The organism is Streptococcus sp. 10824 (assembly GCF_013276595.1).
In the GTDB taxonomy this organism is placed as follows: Bacteria; Bacillota; Bacilli; order Lactobacillales; family Streptococcaceae; genus Streptococcus; species Streptococcus pseudopneumoniae.
In genome coordinates this window covers 1-21,569 of sequence record NZ_VMLH01000006.1, presented here as the reverse complement: position 1 = coordinate 21,569, position 21,569 = coordinate 1, and the positions used below count along the sequence as shown (strand labels likewise).

17 protein-coding genes are annotated in these 21,569 nt (G+C 40.4%); 16 read left to right on the top strand and 1 reads right to left on the bottom strand.

The features are described from left to right. Positions 1-72 precede the first annotated feature (72 nt). Genes leuS through HT701_RS00805 form a run of 4 tightly spaced genes read left to right on the top strand, consistent with a single transcriptional unit; the run spans position 73 to position 4,637 of the window. Positions 73-2,574 carry a leucine--tRNA ligase gene (gene leuS, locus HT701_RS00820; RefSeq protein ID WP_172931099.1) on the top strand — a complete coding sequence of 834 codons (2,502 nt, stop codon included), beginning with the start codon at positions 73-75 and terminating at the stop codon, positions 2,572-2,574. Between the two features lie 41 nt (positions 2,575-2,615). After that, positions 2,616-3,458, top strand: a complete 843-nt coding sequence (locus tag HT701_RS00815) for a hypothetical protein (protein ID WP_001081167.1) — start codon at positions 2,616-2,618, stop codon at positions 3,456-3,458. 55 nt (positions 3,459-3,513) lie between these two features. Then, positions 3,514-4,209 carry a GNAT family protein gene (locus HT701_RS00810; protein ID WP_001144903.1) on the top strand — a complete coding sequence of 232 codons (696 nt, stop codon included), beginning with the start codon at positions 3,514-3,516 and terminating at the stop codon, positions 4,207-4,209. An 11-nt stretch (positions 4,210-4,220) separates the two neighbouring features. Beyond that, complete coding sequence (locus HT701_RS00805) at positions 4,221-4,637, top strand: GNAT family N-acetyltransferase (RefSeq protein WP_000628388.1); 417 nt, start codon at positions 4,221-4,223, stop codon at positions 4,635-4,637. An 824-nt stretch (positions 4,638-5,461) separates the two neighbouring features. Here HT701_RS00805 and HT701_RS00800 read toward each other — a convergent pair. Next, positions 5,462-5,554, bottom strand: coding sequence for a type I toxin-antitoxin system Fst family toxin (locus HT701_RS00800; protein ID WP_000970382.1), 93 nt, complete (start codon positions 5,552-5,554; stop codon positions 5,462-5,464). A 133-nt stretch (positions 5,555-5,687) separates the two neighbouring features. On the opposite strand from HT701_RS00800, the gene ruvB reads away from it, so the two are divergent. The 12 genes from ruvB (at position 5,688) to HT701_RS00740 (ending at position 21,496) form a co-directional block, all read left to right on the top strand. Continuing rightward, on the top strand, positions 5,688-6,686 hold the full coding sequence (ruvB, locus tag HT701_RS00795) for a Holliday junction branch migration DNA helicase RuvB (protein ID WP_345889964.1): 999 nt from the start codon (positions 5,688-5,690) through the stop codon (positions 6,684-6,686). Further along, positions 6,667-7,239, top strand: coding sequence for a nucleotidyltransferase family protein (locus tag HT701_RS00790; protein WP_172931098.1), 573 nt, complete (start codon positions 6,667-6,669; stop codon positions 7,237-7,239). The genes ruvB and HT701_RS00790 overlap by 20 nt, the downstream gene beginning before the upstream one ends. 231 nt (positions 7,240-7,470) lie before the next feature. Further along, the gene (locus HT701_RS00785) at positions 7,471-8,229 is read left to right on the top strand and encodes an isoprenyl transferase (protein WP_000466722.1); all 759 of its coding nucleotides are present in this window, start codon (positions 7,471-7,473) and stop codon (positions 8,227-8,229) included. 8 nt (positions 8,230-8,237) lie between these two features. Continuing rightward, complete coding sequence (locus tag HT701_RS00780) at positions 8,238-9,041, top strand: phosphatidate cytidylyltransferase (RefSeq protein WP_172931097.1); 804 nt, start codon at positions 8,238-8,240, stop codon at positions 9,039-9,041. A 21-nt stretch (positions 9,042-9,062) separates the two neighbouring features. Then, complete coding sequence (gene rseP / locus HT701_RS00775) at positions 9,063-10,322, top strand: RIP metalloprotease RseP (protein WP_172931096.1); 1,260 nt, start codon at positions 9,063-9,065, stop codon at positions 10,320-10,322. A gap of 12 nt (positions 10,323-10,334) precedes the next feature. Next, positions 10,335-12,188, top strand: a complete 1,854-nt coding sequence (locus tag HT701_RS00770) for a proline--tRNA ligase (RefSeq protein ID WP_172931095.1) — start codon at positions 10,335-10,337, stop codon at positions 12,186-12,188. A 98-nt stretch (positions 12,189-12,286) separates the two neighbouring features. Then, positions 12,287-13,666: a 6-phospho-beta-glucosidase gene (gene bglA, locus HT701_RS00765; RefSeq protein WP_172931094.1), complete on the top strand. Its 1,380-nt coding sequence runs from the start codon at positions 12,287-12,289 to the stop codon at positions 13,664-13,666. A gap of 191 nt (positions 13,667-13,857) precedes the next feature. Further along, on the top strand, positions 13,858-15,666 hold the full coding sequence (gene glmS, locus HT701_RS00760; protein WP_172931093.1) for a glutamine--fructose-6-phosphate transaminase (isomerizing): 1,809 nt from the start codon (positions 13,858-13,860) through the stop codon (positions 15,664-15,666). Positions 15,667-16,110: 444 nt separating this feature from the next. Beyond that, a complete protein-coding gene (locus HT701_RS00755) occupies positions 16,111-17,880 on the top strand; it encodes a PTS mannitol-specific transporter subunit IIBC (RefSeq protein WP_050261316.1) in 1,770 nt (589 codons plus the stop codon). Between the two features lie 23 nt (positions 17,881-17,903). After that, entirely contained in the window at positions 17,904-19,859 is a 1,956-nt protein-coding gene (locus HT701_RS00750; RefSeq protein WP_001864364.1) for a transcription antiterminator, read from the top strand. 1 nt (position 19,860) lies between these two features. Continuing rightward, a complete protein-coding gene (locus tag HT701_RS00745) occupies positions 19,861-20,298 on the top strand; it encodes a PTS sugar transporter subunit IIA (RefSeq protein WP_000764149.1) in 438 nt (145 codons plus the stop codon). A 61-nt stretch (positions 20,299-20,359) separates the two neighbouring features. Then, positions 20,360-21,496 carry a mannitol-1-phosphate 5-dehydrogenase gene (locus tag HT701_RS00740; RefSeq protein ID WP_000682963.1) on the top strand — a complete coding sequence of 379 codons (1,137 nt, stop codon included), beginning with the start codon at positions 20,360-20,362 and terminating at the stop codon, positions 21,494-21,496. Positions 21,497-21,569 lie beyond the last annotated feature (73 nt).

The following is a 21,569-nucleotide window of genomic DNA, read 5'->3' as shown; positions in this document are numbered from 1 at the left end:
GTATAGAATAGAACGAGACCAAATTCTCTCAAAAATGGTATAATAGTAACATCACAAAATTGGAGAGAGACCATGAGTTTTTACAATCATAAAGAAATTGAGCCTAAGTGGCAGGGCTACTGGGCAGAACATCATACATTTAAGACTGGAACAGATGCATCAAAACCTAAGTTTTATGCTCTTGATATGTTCCCTTATCCATCTGGAGCGGGTCTGCACGTAGGACACCCAGAAGGTTATACTGCAACCGATATTCTCAGCCGCTACAAACGTGCGCAAGGCTACAATGTCCTTCACCCAATGGGTTGGGATGCTTTTGGTTTGCCTGCAGAGCAATATGCTATGGATACTGGTAATGACCCAGCAGAATTTACAGCTGAGAACATTGCTAATTTCAAACGCCAAATCAATGCGCTTGGATTTTCTTATGACTGGGATCGTGAAGTCAATACAACCGATCCAAACTACTACAAGTGGACTCAATGGATTTTCACCAAGCTTTACGAAAAAGGCTTGGCCTATGAAGCGGAAGTGCCTGTAAACTGGGTTGAGGAACTAGGAACAGCCATTGCCAACGAAGAAGTCCTTCCTGATGGAACTTCTGAGCGTGGAGGCTATCCAGTTGTCCGTAAGCCGATGCGTCAATGGATGCTTAAAATCACTGCCTATGCAGAACGTTTGCTTAATGACTTGGATGAACTTGATTGGCCAGAGTCTATCAAGGACATGCAACGCAACTGGATCGGTAAATCAACTGGTGCCAATGTAACCTTCAAGGTTAGGGGAACTGATAAGGAATTTACTGTCTTTACCACTCGTCCTGATACCCTTTTCGGTGCGACTTTCACTGTTTTGGCTCCTGAGCATGAATTAGTAGATGCTATCACAAGTACAGAGCAAGCAGAAGCAGTAGCAGACTATAAACACCAAGCCAGCCTCAAGTCTGACTTGGCTCGTACAGACCTTGCCAAAGAAAAAACTGGTGTTTGGACTGGTGCTTATGCCATCAACCCTGTCAATGGTAAGGAAATTCCAATCTGGATTGCGGATTACGTTCTTGCTAGTTACGGAACAGGTGCCGTTATGGCTGTTCCTGCCCACGACCAACGTGACTGGGAATTTGCCAAACAATTTGACCTTCCAATCGTCGAAGTACTTGAAGGTGGAAATGTTAAAGAAGCTGCCTACACAGAGGATGGTCTTCATGTCAATTCAGACTTCCTAGATGGACTCAACAAAGAAGACGCTATTGCCAAGATTGTGGCTTGGTTGGAAGAAAAAGACTGTGGACAAGAGAAGGTTACCTACCGTCTCCGCGACTGGCTCTTTAGCCGTCAACGTTACTGGGGTGAGCCAATTCCAATCATTCATTGGGAAGATGGAACTTCAACAGCTGTCCCTGAAAGTGAATTGCCACTTGTCTTGCCTGTAACCAAGGACATCCGTCCTTCAGGTACTGGTGAAAGTCCACTAGCTAACTTGACAGATTGGCTTGAAGTGACTCGTGAGGATGGCGTCAAAGGTCGTCGTGAAACCAATACTATGCCACAGTGGGCAGGTTCAAGCTGGTACTACCTCCGCTATATTGACCCACACAATACTGAGAAATTGGCCGATGAGGATTTTCTCAAACAATGGTTGCCAGTAGATATCTACGTGGGTGGTGCAGAGCATGCTGTTCTTCACTTGCTTTACGCTCGTTTCTGGCATAAATTCCTCTATGACCTCGGTGTTGTTCCAACTAAGGAACCATTCCAAAAACTCTTTAACCAAGGAATGATTTTGGGAACAAGCTACCGTGACCACCGTGGCGCTCTTGTGGCAACCGATAAGGTTGAAAAACGTGATGGTTCTTTCTTCCATGTGGAAACAGGGGAAGAGTTGGAGCAAGCACCAGCTAAGATGTCTAAATCGCTTAAGAACGTTGTCAACCCAGACGACGTAGTGGAACAATACGGTGCCGATACCCTTCGTGTCTATGAAATGTTCATGGGACCACTTGATGCTTCGATTGCTTGGTCAGAAGAAGGTCTGGAAGGAAGCCGTAAGTTCCTTGACCGTGTTTACCGCTTGATTACAAGTAAAGAAATCCTTGCGGAAAACAATGGCGCTCTTGACAAGGTCTACAACGAAACAGTCAAATCTGTAACAGAGCAGATCGAGTCCCTCAAATTCAACACAGCTATTGCCCAACTCATGGTCTTTGTCAACGCTGCTAACAAGGAAGACAAGCTCTATGTGGACTACGCTAAAGGCTTTATCCAATTGATTGCCCCATTTGCGCCTCACTTGGCAGAAGAACTCTGGCAAACTGTTGCAGTAACAGGTGAATCTATCTCTTATGTAGCTTGGCCAACTTGGGATGAAAGCAAATTAGTTGAAGACGAAATCGAAATCGTTGTCCAAATCAAAGGTAAAGTACGTGCCAAACTCATGGTCGCTAAAGACCTATCACGCGAAGAATTGCAAGAAATTGCTCTCGCTGATGAAAAAGTCAAAGCAGAAATTGACGGTAAGGACATCGTGAAAGTGATTAGTGTACCGAATAAATTGGTTAACATTGTTGTGAAATAAAAAGAAGTAACTCTAGAGTATGAACTTTAGAATAGGTCAGAATGAATAGATTAGTGAACGATAGCAGGAAGTGTGAAATTTTATTATTTAAGATTTCTATTATTGTAGTGTCAGTTATAGTATTAGTAATGTCAATAGTGGGTGCATATTATTTTAAAAATTGTCTTTGGGACAAGGAAAGTTTAAATTTGACACTCACTTTAGACACTCTCTTTGCAGTTTTTATTACTTTCTTTAGTTTTTCAAATGATAAATCAAGCAATATTTTTGGAATATCTCCAAATGAAATTATAAGGACACAGTCTGAAGTGTATCAATTTTTATTTACAAAATCTTTTGCAACTCTATTAATAGTGACAAATTTGTTATCCATTATTCATTATTTTGGAGCCAAAAATTTAATAGTTTCTTTTAATGAAACTTATCCTCGTATTCAATCCAGTGTTGGTATCATGTGGCTACCACTGTTTGGTATTCTGATAATCTATTTTATTTGGCTCTTAATAGAGGGATTAAAATATATCAGAAAAATAAATTATATTATTCAAAATAGGGAAATAATCTATTTTTATTCGCAGGTAAAAGTTGTAGATAAACTTACTGATTCTGAATCGAAAAAATACGGTGAATATATTGATTTGTACGAATCGTGTCGTCAGAACAATTTAAGTGTTCTACTTAACTTTCTTCAAAATTCGGATGATAAACGAGGAGTTATTGCTAGTAACTCAGTGAGAATTATGTTTGAATCTTTGGATAAAGCAGACCAAATTGCGGCCCTGAATATTTGTAGAAACTATGTAGCACGAGAAAATGTTTTAAATAAAGAAGATGCAGAAAAATTGTTAAATGAAATTGATAAAAAACTTGAAATTAGCAGATAGGACAATTCAAATAGAGTTGAGTAAAAAGTTTGAAAAGTGAAACAAGGAGAAAGCTATGCCAGTAAATGAATATGGTCAGATGATTGGTGAGTCAATGGAAGGTTATACACCCGGTGCACTGCCTTCTATTGATTTCTTAGAAGGGCGTTATGCTAGGATAGAGGCTCTCTCGGTAGAAAAACATGCGGAGGATTTGCTAGCTGTTTATGGCCCGGATACTCCTCGGGAGATGTGGACCTATCTTTTTCAGGAGCCAGTAGCAGATATGGGGGAGCTGGTTAGCCTTTTAAATCAGATGTTGGCTCGTAAGGACCGTTTTTACTATGCAATCATAGACAAGGCGACTGGTAAGGCTTTGGGAACTTTTTCTCTCATGCGCATTGACCAGAATAACCGAGTAATAGAAGTCGGAGCAGTCACTTTTTCTCCAGAGCTAAGGGGTACACGGATAGGAACTGAGGCTCAGTATCTCCTAGCTCGCTATATTTTTGAGGAGCTAAACTATCGTCGCTATGAGTGGAAATGCGATGCTCTTAACCTGCCATCCAGACGAGTTGCGGAGCGTTTGGGATTTGTCTATGAAGGAACCTTCCGCCAGGCGGTGGTTTATAAGGGACGGACGAGGGATACGGATTGGTTGTCTATGATTGATAAGGACTGGCCTCAAGTCAAAGATCGTTTGGAAACATGGCTGCGTCCTGAAAATTTTGATAAAAATGGACAGCAGTACAAGAGCTTGAGAGAACTTTAAGAGGTGTTGAGATGATTACTATTAAAAAGCAAGAAATTGTCAAGCTAGAGGATGTTTTGCATCTCTATCAGGCTGTCGGTTGGACAAATTATACCCATCAACCAGAGATGCTGGAGCAGGCCTTATCGCATTCATTAGTAATTTATCTGGCACTTGATGGTGATGCTGTGGTGGGCTTGATTCGTTTGGTAGGAGATGGATTCTCATCAGTTTTTGTACAGGATTTGATTGTTTTACCAATCTATCAGCGTCAAGGGATTGGTAGTGCCCTAATGAAAGAGGCCTTAAAAGATTACAAAGATGCTTATCAAGTCCAGCTGGTGACAGAAGAGACAGAAAAAAACGTGGGATTTTATCGTTCTATGGGCTTTGAAATCTTATCCACCTATAATTGTATAGGGATGACTTGGGCGAATCGAGAAAAATAACAAAACTTGTTTTTTCTTAAGCAAAGTTTAAGGATGGTCTAGTATTATATAGTCATTAAATAAAGACCTCCTAACTTTATTTAATGAAATCCTAAAACTTTTTTTTATCATAATCTCCTAATGAAGTCACCTAATCAGGTGGCTTTTTGTGAGGTGATAGTGATAGTGATTTTCTGCAAAATGGTAGAATCTGAGAAAAAGTTAAGCTAGTTTTAAGCTTCGTCTTGTATCATATAGTTATTAAATAAAGACCTCCTAACTTTATTTAATAAAATCCTAAACTTTTCTTTTTCATAATAATCTCCCTTAACTCCACCCAATCAGGTGGAGTTTTTTGGCTTTATTTCAGGCTTTTGGGGACTATTCTAAAAATCATTTTTCGATATTTTTCGGTATTTTTCGGATTTTGGTCGGGGAATTGGCGGGGAGTTTTTTTAGAAAATATGACTAAGAAATAGGTCTGTTGTAGCTTCAGCTACTTCAACCTCACTTTGAATGTAAGTGACTGTTAATTGAAGGACTGAAACTGCTGTAATAATGATTTTGCTTGTCCAGTAGTGGCGTATTAAATGAGGAGTGACATATAAGATTGTCTCTTCGTTTACGAAATCAAAATTTCTATGAAATTGATAGAATCTCTAATTTTCTCTTAAACTTGAAAGTCTTGTTGTAAAGCGGTTAAAGCTTGAGAAGCTGAGAATGTAAACCTTTGACAAAATTTGTGAACTATGGGATAATAAAAGGGAATTGAGTACTAGTTCTATATCATGGGCTAGAAAAAACCCCAAGCTCACGACCAAATAAGCTTGGGGTCTTTTTTGACACTATTTGTCCTTGTTTAGCCATTTATCTACTAAGCGAAGAACGACACCGACCACAATTGGTCCGATGATAGTTTTGAGTACTAATTCCATCATGGGCTATCTCACCTCCTTTCGCAGGCGGTGTAGCAGTGCCGAACAATATTATACCACATAAGGACCAAACTCGGGAGTAACCCAATCAGGTGGCTTTTTTGTTTGTGGCTTGGTTTTTTGATATAATAGAGCTATGAGTAGAATTTTAGATAATGAGATAATGGGGGATGAGGAGTTGGTAGAACGCACGCTCCGTCCTCAGTATTTACGTGAATATATTGGGCAGGATAAGGTCAAGGACCAGCTCCAAATCTTTATTGAAGCTGCCAAAATGCGGGATGAAGCGCTGGATCATGTCCTCTTATTTGGACCTCCAGGTTTGGGGAAGACGACCATGGCCTTTGTTATTGCTAACGAACTGGGTGTCAATCTCAAGCAGACGTCTGGGCCTGTCATTGAAAAAGCCGGAGATCTAGTAGCGATTTTGAATGACTTAGAGCCTGGGGATGTCCTTTTTATTGATGAGATTCATCGCTTGCCCATGTCTGTGGAAGAGGTGCTTTATAGTGCCATGGAGGACTTCTACATTGATATCATGATTGGTGCTGGTGAAGGCAGTCGCAGTGTTCATTTGGAGTTACCACCTTTTACCTTGATTGGTGCGACGACTCGGGCTGGTATGCTCTCAAATCCACTACGGGCACGTTTTGGGATTACAGGTCATATGGAGTATTATGCTCATGCTGACTTGACAGAAATTGTCGAGCGGACGGCAGATATTTTTGAGATGGAAACCACTCATGAGGCAGCATCCGAGTTGGCCTTGCGTAGTCGTGGAACCCCTCGTATTGCCAATCGTCTCCTCAAGCGCGTGCGCGATTTTGCCCAGATAATGGGGGATGGGGTCATCGATGATCTTATTACCGATAAGGCATTAACTATGCTGGATGTTGACCATGAAGGTTTGGACTATGTGGACCAAAAAATCCTTCGGACCATGATTGAGATGTATGGTGGTGGTCCTGTCGGATTAGGAACTCTTTCTGTTAACATAGCAGAAGAGCGTGAAACGGTGGAAGACATGTATGAGCCTTACTTGATTCAAAAAGGTTTTATCATGCGGACACGGTCTGGACGGGTTGCAACGGCTAAGGCTTATGAGCATTTGGGGTATGAATATATTGAAAAATAAGCAAGAAATTCTAGAGGCTTTTAGAAAAAATCCAGATATGATGGCTATTCTGACTATCATCCGAAATCTGGAGTTGACAGATTCCTGGCTGGCGGCAGGTTCTGTCAGAAATTTTATCTGGAATCTCTTATCAGACAAATCCCCTTTTGACTGTGAAACAGATGTAGATGTGATTTTCTTTGATCCAGATATTTCTTATGAGGAAACCTTGTCTCTAGAGAAAAAGCTGAGAGAGGACTTTCCTCAGTACCAGTGGGAATTGAAAAATCAAGTCTATATGCACCAGCACAGCCCTCATACTGCTCCCTATACCAGTTCCCGTGATGCCATGAGTAAGTATCCAGAACGATGTACGGCTGTTGGACTACGCTTGAATGAAGAATCGGATTTTGAGTTCTATGTACCTTATGGTTTGGAGGATATTTTGAATTTTCAAGTTCGTCCAACTCCTCATTTTTTAGAGAATGAAGACCGAATGGAACTTTATCGAACACGTCTATCCAAGAAAAATTGGCAGGAGAAATGGAAAAATTTGATTTTTAAAAATCCTTAAGGAAACTTTAAGCTAGGAAGTGTATACTAAGTCCATAAGTTAAGAAGACCTTAACTTAAACTCCTAAAACTTTTTCATAATAATCTCCCTATAAAAAATAGAGTCGCCCAATCAGGCGACTTATTTTTTTGAAAAATGGGCTTTGTGCCTGAGAATAAATAGCTTAGTGATAGAAGAAAATAGGGAAATATGATATAATGAAACGATAGATTTTTGAATAGGAATAAGATCATGTTTGGATTTTTTAAGAAAGATAAGGCTGTGGAAGTAGAGGTTCCGACACAGGTTCCTGCTCATATCGGCATCATCATGGATGGCAATGGCCGTTGGGCTAAAAAACGTATGCAGCCGCGGGTTTTTGGGCACAAGGCGGGCATGGAAGCGTTGCAAACTGTGACCAAGGCAGCCAACAAACTAGGCGTTAAGGTTATTACGGTCTATGCTTTTTCTACGGAAAACTGGACCCGCCCCGATCAGGAAGTCAAGTTTATCATGAACTTGCCAGTAGAGTTTTATGATAATTATGTCCCGGAATTGCATGCGAATAATGTTAAGATTCAAATGATTGGGGAGACAGATCGCCTGCCTAAGCAAACTTTTGAAGCTCTGACCAAGGCTGAGGAATTGACTAAGAACAACACCGGTTTGATTCTTAATTTTGCCCTCAACTATGGTGGACGTGCTGAGATTACACAGGCTCTTAAGTTGATTTCTCAGGATGTGTTAGATGCCAAAATCAACCCAGGTGACATCACAGAGGAATTGATTGGCAACTATCTCTTCACCCAGCATTTGCCTAAGGAGTTACGAGACCCAGACTTGATTATCCGTACTAGTGGAGAATTGCGTTTGAGCAATTTCCTTCCATGGCAGGGAGCCTATAGTGAGCTCTATTTTACGGACACCTTATGGCCTGATTTTGACGAGGCGGCCTTGCAGGAAGCCATTCTTGCCTACAATCGTCGTCATCGCCGATTTGGAGGAGTTTAGGAGGAAATATGACACAGGATTTACAGAAAAGAACCTTGTTTGCAGGTATTGCCCTGGCTATTTTCCTACCGATTTTAATGATTGGAGGACTCTTGCTTCAGATAGCAATTGGAATCATAGCCATGCTAGCCATGCATGAACTTTTGAAGATGAGAGATCTAGAGACTATGACTATGGAGGGCCTCTTAACCCTCTTTGCAACCTTTGCTTTGACCATTCCCTTGGAGAATTATCTGACTTTTTTGCCAGTTGATGGGAATGTGGTTGCTTATAGTGTTTTGATTTCAATTATGTTAGGAACGACCGTTTTTAGCAAGTCTTATACGATTGAGGATGCTGTTTTCCCGCTTGCTATGAGTTTCTACGTGGGCTTTGGATTTAATGCTTTACTAGATGCTAGAATTGCAGGGTTAGATAAGGCTCTTTTGGCCTTGTGTATTGTTTGGGCAACAGACAGTGGTGCCTATCTTGTTGGGATGAACTATGGTAAACGAAAATTAGCACCAAGGGTATCGCCTAATAAAACTCTTGAGGGTGCCTTGGGTGGTATTTTAGGCGCTATTTTAGTAACCATCATCTTTATGATAGTTGACAGTACAGTTGCTCTTCCATATGGAATTTACAAGATGTCCGTCTTTGCTATTTTCTTTAGTGTGGCTGGACAATTTGGTGACTTACTAGAAAGTTCGATCAAGCGTCACTTTGGTGTCAAGGATTCTGGGAAATTTATCCCAGGACATGGTGGTGTTTTGGATCGTTTTGATAGTATGTTGCTTGTATTTCCAATCATGCACTTATTTGGACTCTTTTAATCAAAAGACGGAGGAAACACTATGCTCGGAATTTTAACCTTTATTCTGGTTTTTGGGATTATTGTGGTGGTGCACGAGTTCGGACACTTCTACTTTGCCAAGAAATCAGGGATTCTAGTACGTGAATTTGCCATTGGTATGGGACCCAAGATCTTTGCTCATATTGGCAAGGATGGGACGGCCTATACCATTCGAATCTTGCCTCTGGGTGGCTACGTTCGTATGGCCGGTTGGGGTGATGATACCACTGAAATCAAGACAGGAACTCCTGTCAGTTTGACGCTTACTGATGATGGTAAGGTTAAACGCATCAATCTCTCAGGTAAAAAATTAGATCAAACAGCTCTCCCTATGCAGGTGACCCAGTTTGACTTTGAAGACAGGCTCTTTATCAAAGGATTGGTTCTGGAAGAAGAAAAAACATTTGCAGTGGATCACGATGCAACGGTTGTGGAAGCAGATGGTACTGAGGTTCGGATTGCTCCCTTAGATGTTCAATATCAAAATGCGACTATCTGGGGCAAACTGATTACCAATTTTGCAGGTCCTATGAACAACTTTATCTTAGGTATCGTTGTTTTCTGGATTTTAATCTTCATGCAGGGTGGTGTCAGAGATGTTGATACCAATCAGTTCCATGTCATGCCTCAAGGGGCCTTGGCTAAGGTAGGAGTACCAGAAACGGCACAAATTACCAAGATTGGCTCACATGAGATTAGCAACTGGGAAAGTTTGATTCAGGCTGTGGAATCAGAAACCAAAGATAAGACGGCCCCGACCTTGGATGTGACTATTTCTGAAAAGGGTAGTGACAAACAAGTCACTGTTACTCCGGAAGAAAGTCAAGGCCGTTACCTTCTAGGTGTTCAACCGGGAATTAAGTCGGACTTTCTATCCATGTTTGTAGGTGGTTTTACAACTGCTGCTGACTCGGCCTTCCGAATTCTATCAGCTTTGAAAAATCTGATTTTCCAACCGGATTTGAACAAGCTAGGTGGACCTGTTGCCATCTTTAAGGCAAGTAGTGATGCCGCTAAAAATGGAATTGAGAATGTCTTGTACTTCTTGGCAATGATTTCCATCAATATTGGGATTTTTAATCTTATTCCGATTCCAGCATTGGATGGTGGTAAGATTGTGCTCAATATCCTAGAAGCCATCCGCCGCAAACCATTGAAACAAGAAATTGAAACTTATGTCACCTTGGCCGGAGTGGTCATCATGGTTGTCTTGATGATTGCTGTGACCTGGAATGACATTATGCGACTCTTTTTTAGATAATCGAGGAATATTATGAAACAAAGTAAAATGCCTATCCCAACGCTTCGCGAAATGCCAAGCGATGCTCAAGTTATCAGCCATGCTCTTATGTTGCGAGCTGGTTATGTTCGTCAAGTCTCAGCAGGTGTTTATTCTTATCTACCACTTGCTAATCGTGTGATTGAAAAAGCTAAAAATATCATGCGCCAAGAATTCGACAAGATTGGTGCCGTTGAGATGTTGGCTCCTGCCCTTCTTAGTGCAGAATTGTGGCGCGAATCAGGTCGTTACGAAACTTATGGTGAAGACCTTTACAAACTAAAAAACCGTGAAAAATCAGACTTCATTCTAGGTCCAACTCACGAAGAAACCTTTACAGCTATTGTCCGTGATTCTGTTAAGTCTTACAAGCAATTGCCACTTAACCTTTATCAAATTCAGCCTAAGTATCGTGATGAAAAACGCCCACGTAATGGACTTCTCCGTACACGCGAGTTTATCATGAAGGATGCTTACAGCTTCCACGCTAACTATGATAGCTTGGACAGTGTTTACGATGAGTATAAGGCTGCTTATGAGCGTATTTTCACTCGTAGTGGCTTAGACTTCAAGGCTATCATCGGTGACGGTGGAGCCATGGGTGGTAAGGACAGCCAAGAATTTATGGCCATTACACCTGCCCGTACAGACCTTGACCGCTGGGTTGTCTTGGACAAGTCAGTTGCCTCATTTGATGAGATTCCTGCAGAAGTACAAGAAGAAATCAAAGCAGAATTGCTCAAATGGATGGTTTCTGGTGAAGATACGATTGCTTACTCAAGTGAGTCTAGTTATGCGGCTAACTTGGAAATGGCAACAAATGAGTACAAACCAAGCAACCGTGTTGTCGCTGAAGAAGAAGTGACTCGTGTTGCAACACCAGATGTTAAATCAATTGATGAAGTGGCAGCCTTCCTCAACGTTCCAGAAGAACAAACGATCAAAACCCTCTTCTACATGGCAGATGGTGAGCTTGTTGCGGCCCTTCTAGTTGGAAATGACCAGCTCAATGAAGTTAAGTTGAAAAACCATTTGGGAGCAGATTTCTTTGACGTTGCTAGCGAAGAAGAAGTGGCAAGTGTTGTTCAAGCAGGATTTGGTTCACTTGGACCAGTTGCTTTACCAGAGAATATCAAAATCATCGCAGACCGTAAGGTGCAAGATGTTCGCAATGCAGTTGTGGGTGCTAACGAAGATGGCTACCACTTGACTGGTGTGAACCCAGGTCGTGACTTTGCTGCAGAATATGTGGATATTCGTGAAGTTCGTGAGGGTGAAATTTCTCCAGACGGACAAGGTGTCCTTAACTTTGCGCGTGGTATCGAAATTGGGCACATCTTCAAACTCGGTACTCGTTATTCAGCAAGCATGGGAGCAGATGTTTTGGATGAAAATGGCCGTGCTGTGCCAATTATCATGGGATGTTACGGTATCGGTGTCAGCCGACTCCTTTCAGCAGTGATGGAGCAACACGCTCGCCTCTTTGTTAACAAAACACCAAAAGGTGAATACCGTTACGCTTGGGGAATCAATTTCCCTAAAGAATTGGCACCATTTGATGTACACTTGATCACTGTCAATGTCAAGGATGATGAAGCGCAAGCCTTGACAGAAAAGCTTGAAGCAAGCTTGATGGGAGCTGGTTACGAAGTCTTGACAGATGACCGTAACGAACGTGTCGGTGTTAAGTTCAGCGATAGCGACTTGATTGGATTGCCAATCCGTATTACTGTTGGGAAGAAAGCGGCCGATGGCATCGTAGAAGTCAAGATTAAAGCGACTGGTGATACCATCGAAGTTCATGCAGATAACGTGCTTGAAACGCTTGAAATCCTCAGCAAGAAATAAAAACTATAATCAGAAGAAAAACAAGGAAAAAATGTAACTAGTTTTTACCTTGTTTTTTCTGTATAATAGGAAAAATGAGTAGATAAAGAGGTAAATGTATGCTAAAATTTCCAAAGGATTTTGTCTGGGGATCCTCTACTTCTGGGCCACAGACAGAAGGACGTGTAGCTGGTGACGGTAAGGGAGATAATCTCTGGGATTACTGGTTCCAAGTGGAGCCAAATCGCTACTATAATGGGATTGGTCCAGATAAAACATCGACCTTTTATGAAAATTGGGAACAGGATATCGACCTCTTGTTAGAAACTGGTCACACGGCCTTTCGAACTTCTATTCAGTGGTCACGGATTTTTCCACAAGGGCGTGGGGAAGTCAATGCTCAAGGTGTGGATTTCTATCGTAAGGTTTTTGAGGCTATTAAGGACAAAGGGATTCGTCTTTTAGTGAATTTTTATCATTTTGATTTACCTTTTGCTCTTCAAGAAGATGGTGATGGTTGGGAAAATAAGGCGACTGTCTCAGCCTATGAAGACTATGCTCGTTTTTGTTTTGAAACCTATGGAGATTTAGTGGATCAATGGATTACCTTTAACGAGCCCATCGTTCCTGTAGAATTTGGCTATTTTTACGATGCCCATTATCCACATAAGGTGGATGCAGAGGCAGCCGTTAAAGTAGCTTATCATACACAATTGGCTAGCAGTCGGGCGGTTAAGGCTTGTCATGAACTTTTGCCAGATTCCAAGATTGGGATTGTCTTAAACTTGACACCGGCTTATCCACGTAGCCAGCATCCTGCTGATGTCAAGGCTGCTCGTATTGCGGACCTTTTTCAGGCCCAATCTTTCTTAGATCCGTCCGTTTTGGGGACTTATCCACAGGAGTTGGTAGAAATCTTACATGAATATGGTCTCTTGCCTGATGCTACAGAGGAGGAGTTGGATCTCATTCGTGACAATACGGTGGACTTCCTTGGTGTCAACTACTATCAACCTTTACGTGTTATGGCGCCTCGATTTGCGAAGCATCCAGAGAGTCCACTCTTACCAGAACATTTTTACGAGCCTTATGTGATGCCTGGGCGTAAAATCAATCCTCACCGTGGCTGGGAGATTTATGAGCAAGGGATTTATGACATCGCCCAAAATATCAAGGAAAATTATGGCAATATTGAGTGGATGTTGACAGAGAATGGTATGGGTGTTGAAGGAGAGGAAAAATTCCGTGAGAATGGAATGATTCAAGATGATTACCGTATTGACTTTGTAAAATCTCATCTTCGTGAACTTCACCGTGCCATTGAAGACGGAGCCAATTGTAAGGGCTACTTAATTTGGACCTTTATCGATTGTTGGTCATGGCTTAACAGCTATAAAAATCGCTATGGTTTGGTCGAATTAGACTTGGAAACGCAAGAACGTCGTCTGAAAAAATCAGGGTACTGGTTCAAGGAATTAAGCGATAATAATGGATTTTAAAAAGGACTCTGACTGATTATCCAAATTGGTCAGAGTTTTTTACTTATAGGAGTTTAATTTGAACTATACCAATTTTTACTCTTGACAAGTGAAAGAAACAAGTATATACTGTTTTTGCTGATTCTATAAAAGAGGAATTAGACTATACCAATTTTAAGGAGGAAGCACAGCTTGCCTGTGTCGTATATACTATGTGTGGAATTGTTGGTGTTGTTGGAAACACAAATGCAACTGATATTTTGATTCAAGGGCTTGAAAAGCTCGAATACCGTGGCTATGATTCTGCGGGAATTTTTGTCCTAGGTGGTGCTGAAAACCATCTAGTCAAAGCTGTAGGTCGTATTGCAGAATTATCTGCTAAGACAGTTGGTGTTGAGGGAACAACTGGTATCGGACATACTCGTTGGGCAACTCATGGGAAACCAACGGAAGACAATGCTCACCCACACCGCTCTGAGACAGAACGTTTTGTCTTGGTTCACAATGGGGTGATTGAAAACTACCTTGAAATTAAAGAAGAATACCTTGCTGGGCACCACTTCAAAGGGCAAACAGATACGGAAATCGCTGTACATTTGATTGGAAAATTTGCGGAAGAAGACGGTCTCTCAGTTCTTGAAGCCTTTAAAAAAGCTCTTCATATTATCCGTGGTTCATATGCCTTTGCCTTGATTGACTCTGAAAATCCAGATGTCATCTATGTAGCGAAAAACAAATCTCCACTTTTGATTGGTCTTGGGGAAGGCTACAATATGGTCTGCTCAGATGCTATGGCTATGATTCGTGAAACCAACCAATACATGGAAATTCATGACCAAGAGTTGGTAATCGTCAAGGCTGATAGCGTGGAAGTTCAAGACTATGATAGTAACAGTCGTGAACGTGCTAGCTATACTGCGGAACTTGACTTGTCAGATATCGGTAAGGGAACTTACCCTTACTACATGCTCAAGGAAATTGACGAGCAACCAACAGTGATGCGTAAGTTGATCCAAGCCTACACAGATGAGGCTGGTCAAGTTGTCGTAGCCCCAGCTATTATCAAGGCTGTTCAAGACGCAGACCGTATCTACATCCTTGCAGCTGGAACATCTTACCACGCAGGATTTGCTTCTAAGAAAATGTTGGAAGAATTGACAGATACGCCAGTTGAACTTGGAATCTCATCTGAGTGGGGCTACGGTATGCCACTTCTCAGCAAGAAACAACTTTTCATCTTTATCAGCCAGTCTGGTGAAACAGCGGATAGCCGTCAGGTTTTGGTCAAGGCTAATGAAATGGGAATCCCAAGCTTGACAGTGACAAATGTCCCAGGTTCAACCCTTTCACGTGAAGCTAACCATACCATGCTCCTTCACGCAGGTCCTGAAATTGCCGTAGCCTCAACCAAGGCCTATACAGCGCAAATTGCAGCCCTTGCCTTCCTTGCAAAAGCAGTCGGAGAAGCAAATGGCAATGCCAAAGCGCAAGCCTTTGATTTAGTTCATGAGTTGTCAATCGTAGCTCAGTCTATCGAATCAACTCTTTCAGAGAAAGAAACCATTGAAGTCAAGGTTCGTGAGCTACTTGAAACAACTCGTAACGCCTTTTACATCGGACGTGGTCAAGATTACTACGTAGCCATGGAAGCAAGTCTCAAACTTAAAGAGATTTCTTACATCCAGTGTGAAGGCTTTGCGGCAGGAGAACTTAAGCACGGAACCATTGCCTTGATTGAAGAAGGAACACCTGTCTTGGCGCTCTTGTCAGATCCAGTCCTTGCCAACCATACTCGTGGAAATATCCAAGAGGTCGCAGCCCGTGGTGCCAAAGTCCTCACTATCGCAGAAGAAAATGTTGCCAAAGATACAGACGACATCGTTCTTACGACCGTCCACACTTATCTCTCACCAATTTCAATGGTTGTGCCAACGCAATTGGTCGCTTACTTTGCAACACTCCACCGTGGCCTTGATGTGGATAAACCACGTAACCTTGCTAAGTCAGTAACGGTAGAATAGAATCTATGAATATACGGGCGTAAAGCCATAGGTTTATCCTATAAGGTTTTACAGCCTATTTTTTATGTTACAAATGATGATAAGGGTTTACTTTTCAATAATTATAGCAGATTGAATTTAGAACAGTACACAGGAATACTAAAATATTTCTAGAAATTAATTTGAATTTTCCAATTGATTTGTTCGTATCTTATTTCAAACTACTATAAAAAGAGGAAGCTGGGCAAAAACTCAATTTGAAGAGAAAATTCAGTAAATCTTTCCATGATAAAACGCATCATATTAAGGTTTTGTACACCTGATATGATGCGTTTTATCATTTTTAAGCCTTTTTGCCCAGCCTCGTCAAAAGTAAAGTTTTGGCACAAAATCTGTGACAAAACTTTAGTTTTAAAGGTTTTTAACTTTGTATATACTAGTTTTAAGAAAAGGAGGATGATCCTAATGGAAGAAAAAGTATCATTGAAAGTCAGAGTTCAAAAACTAGGGACATCGCTTTCAAATATGGTTATGCCCAATATTGGAGCATTTATTGCTTGGGGAGTGTTGACTGCCCTCTTTATCGCTGATGGCTATCTGCCAAATGAACAGTTAGCTACTGTTGTTGGTCCTATGTTAACGTATTTATTGCCAATCCTGATTGGTTACACAGGTGGATATATGATCCATGGTCAACGTGGTGCCGTTGTAGGAGCTATTGCTACTGTTGGTGCAATCACAGGTTCTAGTGTTCCTATGTTTATCGGAGCTATGGTAATGGGCCCACTGGGAGGATGGACTATCAAGAAATTTGATGAGAAGTTCCAAGAAAAAATTCGTCCCGGATTTGAAATGTTAGTTAATAACTTCTCAGCTGGTCTCGTTGGTTTTGCATTATTGCTTTTAGCTTTCTACGCAATCGGTCCAGTCGTATCGACTCTTACTGGAGCTGTTGGGAATGGTGTTGAGGCTATTGTCAATGCTCGCCTCCTTCCTATGGCTAATATTATCATCGAACCGGCTAAAGTCCTTTTCCTCAATAATGCCCTCAATCATGGCATTTTTACTCCTCTGGGAGTAGAACAGGTAGCTCAAGCTGGTAAGTCAATTCTCTTCCTATTGGAAGCTAATCCTGGACCAGGCCTGGGAATTCTATTAGCTTATGCTGTATTCGGTAAAGGTTCTGCTAAATCTTCTTCTTGGGGGGCAATGGTTATTCATTTCTTCGGAGGGATTCATGAAATTTACTTTCCTTATGTTATGATGAAGCCTACTCTATTTTTAGCTGCTATGGCAGGAGGTATCTCTGGAACTTTTACTTTTCAACTCTTAGACGCTGGTCTTAAATCTCCAGCTTCACCAGGTTCTATTATTGCGATTATGGCTACGGCGCCAAAAGGCGTTTGGCCCCATCTAAATGTTCTTCTAGGTGTTTTAGTGGCAGCAGTTGTTTCTTTCCTTGTAGCAGCCCTTATTCTTCATGCAGACAAGTCAACTGAGGATTCGCTCGAAGCTGCTCAGGCGGCTACCCAAGCAGCTAAGGCTCAGTCTAAAGGTCAGTTAGTATCAACTTCTGTTGATGCAGTTGTTTCGACAGACTCAGTGGAAAAAATCATTTTCGCCTGCGATGCTGGTATGGGAAGCTCTGCTATGGGAGCTAGTATTCTTCGAGATAAGGTTAAAAAAGCAGGTCTAGAGATTCCAGTATCTAATCAGGCAATCTCAAATTTGCTTGATACACCAAAAACATTAATTGTTACTCAGGAAGAACTGACACCAAGAGCTAAAGACAAGAGTCCAAGTGCTATTCATGTTTCTGTTGATAATTTCTTAGCGTCCCCTCGTTATGATGAAATTGTAGCTTCATTAACAGGAGCTTCTCCAATAGCAGAAATTGAAGGAGATATATCAACTTCAGCATCAGTAGATAGTCAGGAAATTGACCTTAACCATATTGATGCTGTAGTAGTTGCTTATGGTAAAGCACAGGGATCTGCAACTATGGGCTGTGAAACGATTCGGGCTATCTTTAGAAACAAAAATATTCGTATTCCAGTTTCTACTGCCAAAATTTCAGAATTAGGTGAATTTAATTCTAAAAACATAATGATTGTAACAACTATTTCTTTACAGGCAGAAGTGCAGCAAACAGCACCGAATTCTCAATTTCTTATTGTGGATAGTTTAGTAACAACACCAGAATATGACAAAATGGCTGTTAGAATGTACAAATAGAACTAGAGGTTTCTAAATTACGAATGCTATTAACCAAACGAGAAGAACAATTATTGAAGGCTTTCCTACATGTAGGGAAGCTTTCAATGCAAGACATGACTGAAATCTTACAGGTTTCATCTAGAACAATTTATCGAACTTTATCAGATTTGACAGATAGCATGGAGCAATATGGAATCGAAATAACGAAGCATGGGAAATACTATATTTTGACTGGAGAGTTGGATGATTTGCCGACAGAACTTGAAGTGTTAGTTGAGTATAGTCCCCAAGAAAGACAAGAGTTGATTACCTATCGCCTTCTGACTGAGAGTGGTTTTGTCACCAATGAAGCATTGCAAGAATGCATGAAAGTCAGTAATGTAACTATTATTCAGGATATTTCAGATATTGATAAGCGTCTTTTAGACTTTGATCTGAAAATTGAACGACAAAAAGGTTATCGTATTTCTGGTGATTCAGTTGGTAAGAGAAGATTTTTGGCTATTTTACTGACAAACTGTATCTCAGTAGCAGATTTTTCAACCGGTAATTTTGGGAGCTTTGATATTTTAGAAGCAGATAGAACTAGGCTGGCCAGTCAGATTGTTAATAAGCAACTGTCAGGTTTTCCAGATATGGATGCTAGGATGAAGATGTTTTTTGCGATCTTGTTATCTCTTATAGGTCAGGAGCAAAACATTGAAAATTCACCTAATACTAGTAAGCAGGCTTTGGAAATTTCTCAAAAAATTTTTCAAGCTTACTCTAAGCAGACTGCACAATTTTATAGTATTCAGGAAATTATCTATTTTGCGAGCATCTTGGATGAATTAATCATTAAACGTCAGGACAATCCGCTCTTTACGGAGAAATTTGATGGTGAATTTTTCTACAATATTTCAAATCTGATTGATACGGTTTCCATGTATACCAAGATTGACTTTTTTAAGGACAAGGTTTTATTCAATTTTCTTTTCCATCATATTCGGCTCAGTTTAGGCGTCCCTATCCTTTTTCAGGGTGAAAATTTGCCAGAATCTGTCCAGATTTTAGTTGAAAGGAATAAATTTCTTTATACAGTCATCAGTCTTTTAGTGAATGATATTTTTCCGAAATATCTTCATACAGAGTATGAGTATGGCATGATTGCCCTACATTTTATCTCTAGCTTAGGCCGTAGTCCAGAGATTTATCCAGTCCGTGTTTTGCTTTTAACGGATGAACGTCGGGTCACTAGAGATTTATTAGTCAGTAAAATTAAGAGTGTTGCTCCTTTTGTAGAGTTGATAGATATTCAGTCTCTAGTAGATTACCATAGTATTGATCTCAGTCAGTATGATTATATTTTATCTACCAAGCCGCTGACTAATCAGGAAATCGATGTAATTTCTAGTTTTCCAACCGTCAAAGAATTGCTTGAATTACAGGAACGACTTCAGTATGTACAGGCACATCGTACAATTGTCGCGCGTGATGCTATCGCTCCAGAGAAAAGTTATGACTTGCAAGATTATTTAATATCTAGTAGTCAGCTTTTGAGTCAATTCGAGTTGGTTCAATTGGAGAATAATCAATCATTTGAGCACACGGTAGAACAAATCATCCAATATCAGAAGAATGTGAGTGACAGAGATTACCTAACAAGAAAATTGTTATCTCACTTCCAGAATAGTCCTATGGCTATTCCTAATACTGGTCTGGTGCTTTTACATAGTCAGTCTAGCAAAGTAACAACAAATAGTTTTACTATGTTTGAACTCAAACTACCTATCTCCGCATTGTCAATGAAACGAGAGGAAGAAGAGGTCAAAAGGTGTCTGCTAATGCTAATGTCTAAAGAAGCTAGCGAGGAAGCGAGAGATTTAATGACAGCTATCAGTCAGTCGATTATTGAAAATCATCTTTATACAGAGATTTACAAGACGGGAAATCAATCCATTATTTATCAGATGCTAAATACTATTTTTAACGAAAAAATTAAGAAATTGGAGAACTAATATGAAACTTGAAAAACATTTGATTAAGCTTAATAAACAATTTTCTAACAAGGAGGAAGCTATTTGTTATTGTGGGCAAGTTCTTTATGAGGGTGGATATGTTAATGAAGACTATATTGAAGCCATGATTGAGCGAGATAAAGAGCTATCTGTTTACATGGGTAACTTTATCGCCATACCGCATGGAACAGATGCAGCAAAAAATGATGTCCTCAAGTCTGGTATTACAGTCGTTCAAGTCCCTAGAGGGGTTGATTTTGGGAATGTATCTAACCCTCAAGTGGCAACGGTTCTTTTTGGTATTGCTGGTATTGGTAATGAACACTTAGAAATTATTCAGAAAATTTCTATCTTCTGTGCAGATGTAGATAATGTTCTTAAACTAGCAGATGCTCAGTCAAAAGAGGAAGTGTTGCGCTTATTTGATGCTGTTGAATAATTGAATTTCGTCATTTGTCATCTAGTATATATGTCCCTCAAATAGGAAAAGGAGAAATTGAATGAAACATTCTGTTCATTTTGGTGCCGGTAATATCGGTCGTGGTTTTATAGGTGAAATTCTATTTAAAAATGGTTTCCATATTGATTTTGTGGATGTCAATAATCAGATAATTCATGCTCTAAATGAAAAGGGCAAGTATGAAATTGAAATTGCACAGAAAGGACAGTCTCGTATAGAAGTAACTAATGTGGCTGGCATTAATAGCAAAGAAGACCCTGAGCAAGTCATTGAAGCGATTCAAAAGACGGATATTATTACTACTGCAATCGGACCTAATATCCTCCCTTTTATCGCTGAACTTCTAGCCAAAGGAATCGAAGCTCGCCGAGTTGCAGGAAATACACAGGCATTGGATGTTATGGCCTGTGAAAATATGATTGGCGGGTCTCAATTTCTTTATCAAGAAGTCAAGAAATATTTAAGTCCGGAAGGTTTGACATTTGCTGATAACTACATAGGTTTTCCAAATGCTGCAGTAGACAGGATTGTTCCAGCACAAAGTCACGAAGATTCCCTTTTTGTTGTGGTCGAACCCTTTAATGAATGGGTCGTGGAAACCAAGCGTCTTAAAAATCCAGATTTACGTCTAAAAGATGTGCATTATGAAGAAGATTTAGAACCCTTTATTGAGCGAAAACTTTTTTCAGTCAATTCTGGACATGCAACTTCAGCTTACATTGGTGCGCATTATGGTGCCAAGACAATTTTGGAAGCTCTTCAAAATCCTAATATCAAATCTCGGATTGAATCTGTATTAGCTGAAATTCGGAGTCTCTTGATTGCCAAATGGAACTTTGATAAAAAAGAATTGGAGAATTATCACAAAGTCATTATAGAACGGTTTGAAAATCCTTTCATAGTGGACGAAGTTAGTCGCGTAGCTCGTACTCCAATCCGAAAATTAGGCTATAATGAACGATTCATCCGGCCGATACGTGAATTGAAAGAACTCAGTTTGTCATATAAAAACCTACTTAAAACAGTTGGCTATGCCTTTGACTATCGCGATGTAAATGATGAAGAAAGTATTCGATTAGGTGAATTGTTGGCTAAACAATCAGTCAAAGATGTTGTTATACAAGTTACAGGTTTAGACGACCCAGAATTGATTGAGCAAATTGTAGAGTATATTTAATCTTTTTCGAAAATCTCTTCAAATCAGGTTAGCATCCATCTGCAACCTCAAAACAGTATTTTGAGCTGACTTC

Excerpts from the sequence above, each read along its gene's own strand:
- HT701_RS00815 (WP_001081167.1), top strand. The coding sequence starts at position 2,616 with ATGAATAGATTAGTGAACGATAGCAGGAAGTGTGAAATTTTATTATTT.
- HT701_RS00750 (WP_001864364.1), top strand. The coding sequence starts at position 17,904 with ATGCTATTAACCAAACGAGAAGAACAATTATTGAAGGCTTTCCTACAT.
- ruvB (WP_345889964.1), top strand. The coding sequence starts at position 5,688 with ATGAGTAGAATTTTAGATAATGAGATAATGGGGGATGAGGAGTTGGTA.
- glmS (WP_172931093.1), top strand. The coding sequence starts at position 13,858 with ATGTGTGGAATTGTTGGTGTTGTTGGAAACACAAATGCAACTGATATT.
- HT701_RS00780 (WP_172931097.1), top strand. The coding sequence starts at position 8,238 with ATGACACAGGATTTACAGAAAAGAACCTTGTTTGCAGGTATTGCCCTG.
- HT701_RS00755 (WP_050261316.1), top strand. The coding sequence starts at position 16,111 with ATGGAAGAAAAAGTATCATTGAAAGTCAGAGTTCAAAAACTAGGGACA.
- HT701_RS00790 (WP_172931098.1), top strand. The coding sequence starts at position 6,667 with ATGAATATATTGAAAAATAAGCAAGAAATTCTAGAGGCTTTTAGAAAA.
- HT701_RS00785 (WP_000466722.1), top strand. The coding sequence starts at position 7,471 with ATGTTTGGATTTTTTAAGAAAGATAAGGCTGTGGAAGTAGAGGTTCCG.
- HT701_RS00810 (WP_001144903.1), top strand. The coding sequence starts at position 3,514 with ATGCCAGTAAATGAATATGGTCAGATGATTGGTGAGTCAATGGAAGGT.
- HT701_RS00770 (WP_172931095.1), top strand. The coding sequence starts at position 10,335 with ATGAAACAAAGTAAAATGCCTATCCCAACGCTTCGCGAAATGCCAAGC.
- leuS (WP_172931099.1), top strand. The coding sequence starts at position 73 with ATGAGTTTTTACAATCATAAAGAAATTGAGCCTAAGTGGCAGGGCTAC.
- bglA (WP_172931094.1), top strand. The coding sequence starts at position 12,287 with ATGCTAAAATTTCCAAAGGATTTTGTCTGGGGATCCTCTACTTCTGGG.
- HT701_RS00745 (WP_000764149.1), top strand. The coding sequence starts at position 19,861 with ATGAAACTTGAAAAACATTTGATTAAGCTTAATAAACAATTTTCTAAC.
- HT701_RS00740 (WP_000682963.1), top strand. The coding sequence starts at position 20,360 with ATGAAACATTCTGTTCATTTTGGTGCCGGTAATATCGGTCGTGGTTTT.
- rseP (WP_172931096.1), top strand. The coding sequence starts at position 9,063 with ATGCTCGGAATTTTAACCTTTATTCTGGTTTTTGGGATTATTGTGGTG.
- HT701_RS00805 (WP_000628388.1), top strand. The coding sequence starts at position 4,221 with ATGATTACTATTAAAAAGCAAGAAATTGTCAAGCTAGAGGATGTTTTG.
- HT701_RS00800 (WP_000970382.1), bottom strand. The coding sequence starts at position 5,554 with ATGATGGAATTAGTACTCAAAACTATCATCGGACCAATTGTGGTCGGT.